The organism is Candidatus Nealsonbacteria bacterium CG07_land_8_20_14_0_80_39_13, assembly GCA_002779355.1.
Lineage (GTDB): Bacteria > Patescibacteriota > Minisyncoccia > Minisyncoccales.
The window spans coordinates 1-4,483 of sequence record PEWS01000035.1; the positions used below are offsets into that span (position 1 = coordinate 1).

The window sequence follows — 4,483 nt, forward strand, 5'->3', positions numbered from 1 at the left end:
AAATTTCAAGAAGATGTAACCTATTACTTAAAATAGACCAGGTTGGGTTTTAATAAAGCAATACGGGAATTGGCTAAAAAACAGCGAATTATATCAAAAATTTCCCCCCTTCCTCGCTTTCTCCCTTCATAAAATAAATTTATTTAAAATTCATAGTTTTCATAGACAAGGGGTTTACGCGGATTTGACCTTATTATCTTCTCTTTCCTCTAAAAATAAGTCAATCGTTTCAACACTCCGCAGGTCATCAATGTTTAAATTCCTGAGGAAGTTCATGTAGCATATCCACAGGTATGCGATGGGTTGCGAAAGTATCGGGAACAGGTACTCGTGCGTTTTCGGGAGGCTTATCTGCTCCTTAAACTTATAGCAGTCCGAGCAAATCGCTATGATGTGCGCGCCGGTTTTGTAGATGAGACGACCTATTGATTCCACTATGTTTTTCGCTGTGTCGCCTGACAGCATTAAAATAAAAACTGTTTTCTCATCGCCGAGGCAGAATAGTCTCCCGTGGGGAATCTCGTCTATGGAAATTGATTCGGAGTGTTTTATCGTCCATGTGGTTTCACGAAGCTTTAGTGAGGTCTGGTTAGCAACAATCTTGCTCGGACCTTTCCCTGAGAATACGAAAACCTCCCTGTTTTTCTCTTTCTCCGATATTTCCCTGATTTGCGGTTCGGCGTTAAAGGATTCAAGGATTTTATCCGGGAGCTTGTAAATTTCCGAACAGAAATCACTGAAATTTTCTGATTCATCATTGCTTAAATTCTTGACGAGAATGGCTATTGAGAATAACTGGGATACGTATTCGGTTGTGTGGGTGTGCAACTTTGTTTTTTCAGAGGGAATTATGAAATGAGTATCCGATATGCGAACGAGATCAGAGTCCTCAGGCGCGTTTGTTATTGCAACGACGTATGACCCCCTGTCTTTTGCCCTTCTTGCAATAGCCGTTGCTTCTCCTTTACCTGACACTGAAACGACGATCGTCACGATATCAAGCCCTATGAGTTCCGTGTGGTAAACATAATCAAGCGATGTTTTTGCTGCTGAAGGGATTTTCATGAACTGGTGAAACAGCGACTCGCCGTATTCCGCGGAATTGAATGAGCTTCCGCTTCCAGTAAAATAAATTTTTGTCGGGGCGATTATTTTAATTTTTTCTGCAATTTCCTTAATCTTGTTTTCCTGCTCAATGATTTTTCTCAGCGTATCAGGCGCTTCTTTTATTGATTTATACGTTAACGTTTCATTTACTTGCGGGATTTTTTTAATATTTTTTTGCATTTTAGTCAAGTGATAATGATAATGATAATAATTATTATAACCGGTTCAATTTTATTCTTTCCACTCTTTAATGGCTTCAGCATACATTTCATGTGTTCCGAGGTCAAACCACGGACCGTCATAAACATACCCGTAAAGCCCTGATTTCTCGGCAACGTATGGGAAAACCTCTTTTTCTATCATGATACTCTTTTTATCCTTTGGCATGAAATCAAATATCTTAGGGCTTAGAATATAAACACCTGCATTGATCAGCCTGCTTGGTGCGTCCTCAAGCTTCGGCTTTTCAACGAATTTGATGATTTTATTTCCCCTGAGACTCGCAACTCCAAACGCAGTCGGGTTTTCAACCTCCTTTAAAGCGATTGTTGCAATTGCACCCGTTGATACGTGTTCGTCGTACATCTCATGCAAATTAACCCTTGAAAGAACGTCACCGTTAAGCACAACAAACGGTTCATCAAGATACTCTTTTGCAAGAACAAGAGGGCCTGCCGTTCCAAGTTTTTTTTTCAACGACGTATCTGATTTTAACGCCCATTTTCCTGCCGTGCGCGAAGTGTGCGATTATCTTCTCGGCGCCGTAGCCTAAGCCTAAAATAACTTCCCCTATACCGAATTTCTTGAGATGCTCTATCTCGTGCTCGATTATAGGTATCCCCTTCAGGGGCAATAAAGGCTTAGGTATCTCATAGGTGAACGGTCTCATTCTCGTTCCCTCACCGCCCGCAAGTATAAACGCTTTCTTTAATCCCCTCTCTTTAAGCGTGTTTGAAAGCAATATTTCTATCGCATGCGACCTGTTCCTTACTTTTATGCCGTCAACCATAAGATCAATCCTTTTCACTATGGCGTCATCTAATGTTACCGTCAAACGCTGTCGTTGGGTTTCCATCTTGTATTTTAGAATAATATATGATAAGATAATATGTTAATAAAATATTATATTTTAATCTAAAAAAGGTGAATGGTTTATATTATTTAACTCAAATTTAATATATACTTATGCATTTAATGCCACCGTAGCTCAGCTTGGGAGAGCACTCGGCTGAAGACCGAGGTGTCGCGTGTTCAAATCACGTCGGCGGCAATTATTTCTGTTTTTAGGGTTAATTTTCTGTAATCATAATTCATAACATGAATAATATAAAAATTCTTGACACGACGCTTCGGGATGGCGAGCAGACGCCGGGTATGTCTCTTACTGCAAGGGAGAAATTGAATATAGCAAAGTGCCTTCTGACGGAAGTTAAAGTTGACATCATTGAAGCAGGCTCTGCGCTTGTTTCCGAAGGTGAGAAAAAAAACATAACCGAAATCTGCAGGTGGGCTGAAAGAGAGGGTTTTCTTGATAAAATCGAGGTTCTCGGGTTCGTTGACAAAAACCGGTCGGTTGACTGGATAAATTCATGTGGCGGAAAAATAATTAATTTGCTTGCGAAAGGCTCTTTAAAGCACCTCACCCTTCAGTTGCGAAAGACGCCCGATGAGCACATATCAGACATACAAGAGACGGTTGATTACGCAAAAAAGACGGGTTTTACCGTGAACGTTTATCTTGAGGACTGGAGTAACGGCATAATGACCTCAAGGGATTATGTCCTGAAATTAACTTCAGCTCTCTGTGAAATGAATATAAACCGGATTATGCTGCCCGACACGCTCGGCATTCTTTCGCCTGAAAAGACAAAAAATTTTATTGAAATTATGACATCGCATTTTCCCGGGAAGAATTTTGATTTTCACGCGCACAACGATTACGGGCTTGCTACGGCAAACACTCTTTCAGCCGTTAACGCGGGATGCAGGTGCGTTCACGTGACGGTAAATTCACTTGGCGAGAGAGCAGGCAACGCATCGCTTGACGAGGTTGTTGCGGTAATACACGATTACACGGATTTTAAGACCGGAATTGACGAGAAAAAATTGTTCAGGATGAGCGAGTTAGTCAGCCTTTATTCCGGGAAGTCAATATCCCCCAATAAGCCGATTACCGGAAAAAGCGTTTTCACGCAGACTGCGGGCATTCACGCCGACGGCGACAAGAAGGGTGACCTTTATGCAAATCCTCTGGCGCCTTCGAGATTCGGCAGGGAACGTGAGTACGCACTCGGTAAACTAAGCGGCGGCGCAAGCCTCGACCACAACCTTGAGCGCCTCGGAATACCTTTAAGCGCCGGTCATAAGGAAAAGGTTCTCAAAAAGATTAAGGAGATGGCTGACAAGAAGGCTGTCGTGACGTCCGAGGATTTGCCGTTTATTATTGCAGACGTTCTTGACGAACCGGGCGAGTATAAGCTGAAAATAGAAAGTTGCCTCGTTGCCTCCGGAAGAGGTGTCACGCCGACCGCAAGCGTTGTCGTTGATTACGGGGGTGAGACATTTAAGGCAGGCGCATCAGGCGACGGCGGCTATGACGCTTTCATGAATGCATTGAATGAGATCGCTAAAAAAAATAAATTAAAATTACCCAAGCTTCTTGACTACGAAGTCCGCATCCCGCCCGGAGGTGAGACGGATGCGATCGTTGAAACCGTGATACTGTGGCAGCATGGCGAAAGAAAATTCAAGACGCTCGGAGTCCACACGGATCAGGTGATGGCGGCTGTTCGCGCGACAGAGAAGATGCTGAACTTCATAATAAGAGTCAACGGAAACAGTAACTTGAGTTTCAAAGATATTAGATTTCTAACATAATAAATTTTATTTATCCCATTTACTGATGTTGGTTTTTGTTATCTCATTTTTTGTATTTTGTTGCCATGTCAAAATTTTAAATAAAATCGGTGTGCTTTAATACTTTAAATAATAAATGCCCACAGCTACCCCTCAATCCGAACACTTAACGCATTCAACTTCAGACCTTGATAGTTGATTATTAATATCGCTCATAATACCACGAAATGGTATCTTGTTTTTCTCTCAACCAATACCAGTAAAGATCCTTTGCCGTCCTTGCCTGATTCAATGAAATCTACTTCAAAATGACCGAATTCAAGCCGTTTTTCCACTTTTTTGGGCCTTTTATCTATTGTTATTCGTCCATCTATTGATACTTTATTTTCACCTCTTTTTCGCCCTTTTTTCTTTTTTACCGCTTTAGAATACAAATGTTTTTCTATCTGTCTTCCATAAACGCTGTATACAAATTTATATATGGCTTTTGCGCTTGCGCGCTGAATATGTTTATCTACAT

The 4,483-nt window shown here is 41.5% G+C and carries 5 protein-coding genes and 1 tRNA gene; 2 read left to right on the forward strand and 4 right to left on the reverse strand.

Going from position 1 to position 4,483, the window contains the following annotated elements; all coding sequences use genetic code 11:
- Positions 1-174: 174 nt before the first annotated feature.
- The 3 genes from COS96_02400 to COS96_02410 are packed head-to-tail and all read right to left on the reverse strand — an operon-like array spanning position 175 to position 2,182.
- Positions 175-1,287, reverse strand: coding sequence for a hypothetical protein (locus tag COS96_02400; protein ID PIU43804.1), 1,113 nt, complete (start codon positions 1,285-1,287; stop codon positions 175-177).
- 51 nt (positions 1,288-1,338) lie between these two features.
- Positions 1,339-1,803, reverse strand: a complete 465-nt coding sequence (locus COS96_02405; GenBank protein ID PIU43805.1) for a hypothetical protein — start codon at positions 1,801-1,803, stop codon at positions 1,339-1,341.
- Complete coding sequence (locus tag COS96_02410) at positions 1,748-2,182, reverse strand: hypothetical protein (GenBank protein ID PIU43806.1); 435 nt, start codon at positions 2,180-2,182, stop codon at positions 1,748-1,750. Before COS96_02410 ends, COS96_02405 begins: the two co-directional genes overlap by 56 nt.
- 121 nt (positions 2,183-2,303) lie before the next feature.
- On the opposite strand from COS96_02410, the gene COS96_02415 reads away from it, so the two are divergent.
- Together COS96_02415 and COS96_02420 are read left to right on the forward strand one after the other, a co-directional pair.
- Positions 2,304-2,377, forward strand: a tRNA-Phe gene (locus COS96_02415).
- Positions 2,378-2,424: 47 nt separating this feature from the next.
- Positions 2,425-3,984: a 2-isopropylmalate synthase gene (locus COS96_02420; GenBank protein ID PIU43807.1), complete on the forward strand. Its 1,560-nt coding sequence runs from the start codon at positions 2,425-2,427 to the stop codon at positions 3,982-3,984.
- Positions 3,985-4,175: 191 nt separating this feature from the next.
- On the opposite strand, the gene COS96_02425 is transcribed toward COS96_02420, so the two are convergent.
- The coding region (locus tag COS96_02425; protein PIU43808.1) for a hypothetical protein at positions 4,176-4,483 on the reverse strand (308 nt) is incomplete at its 5' end.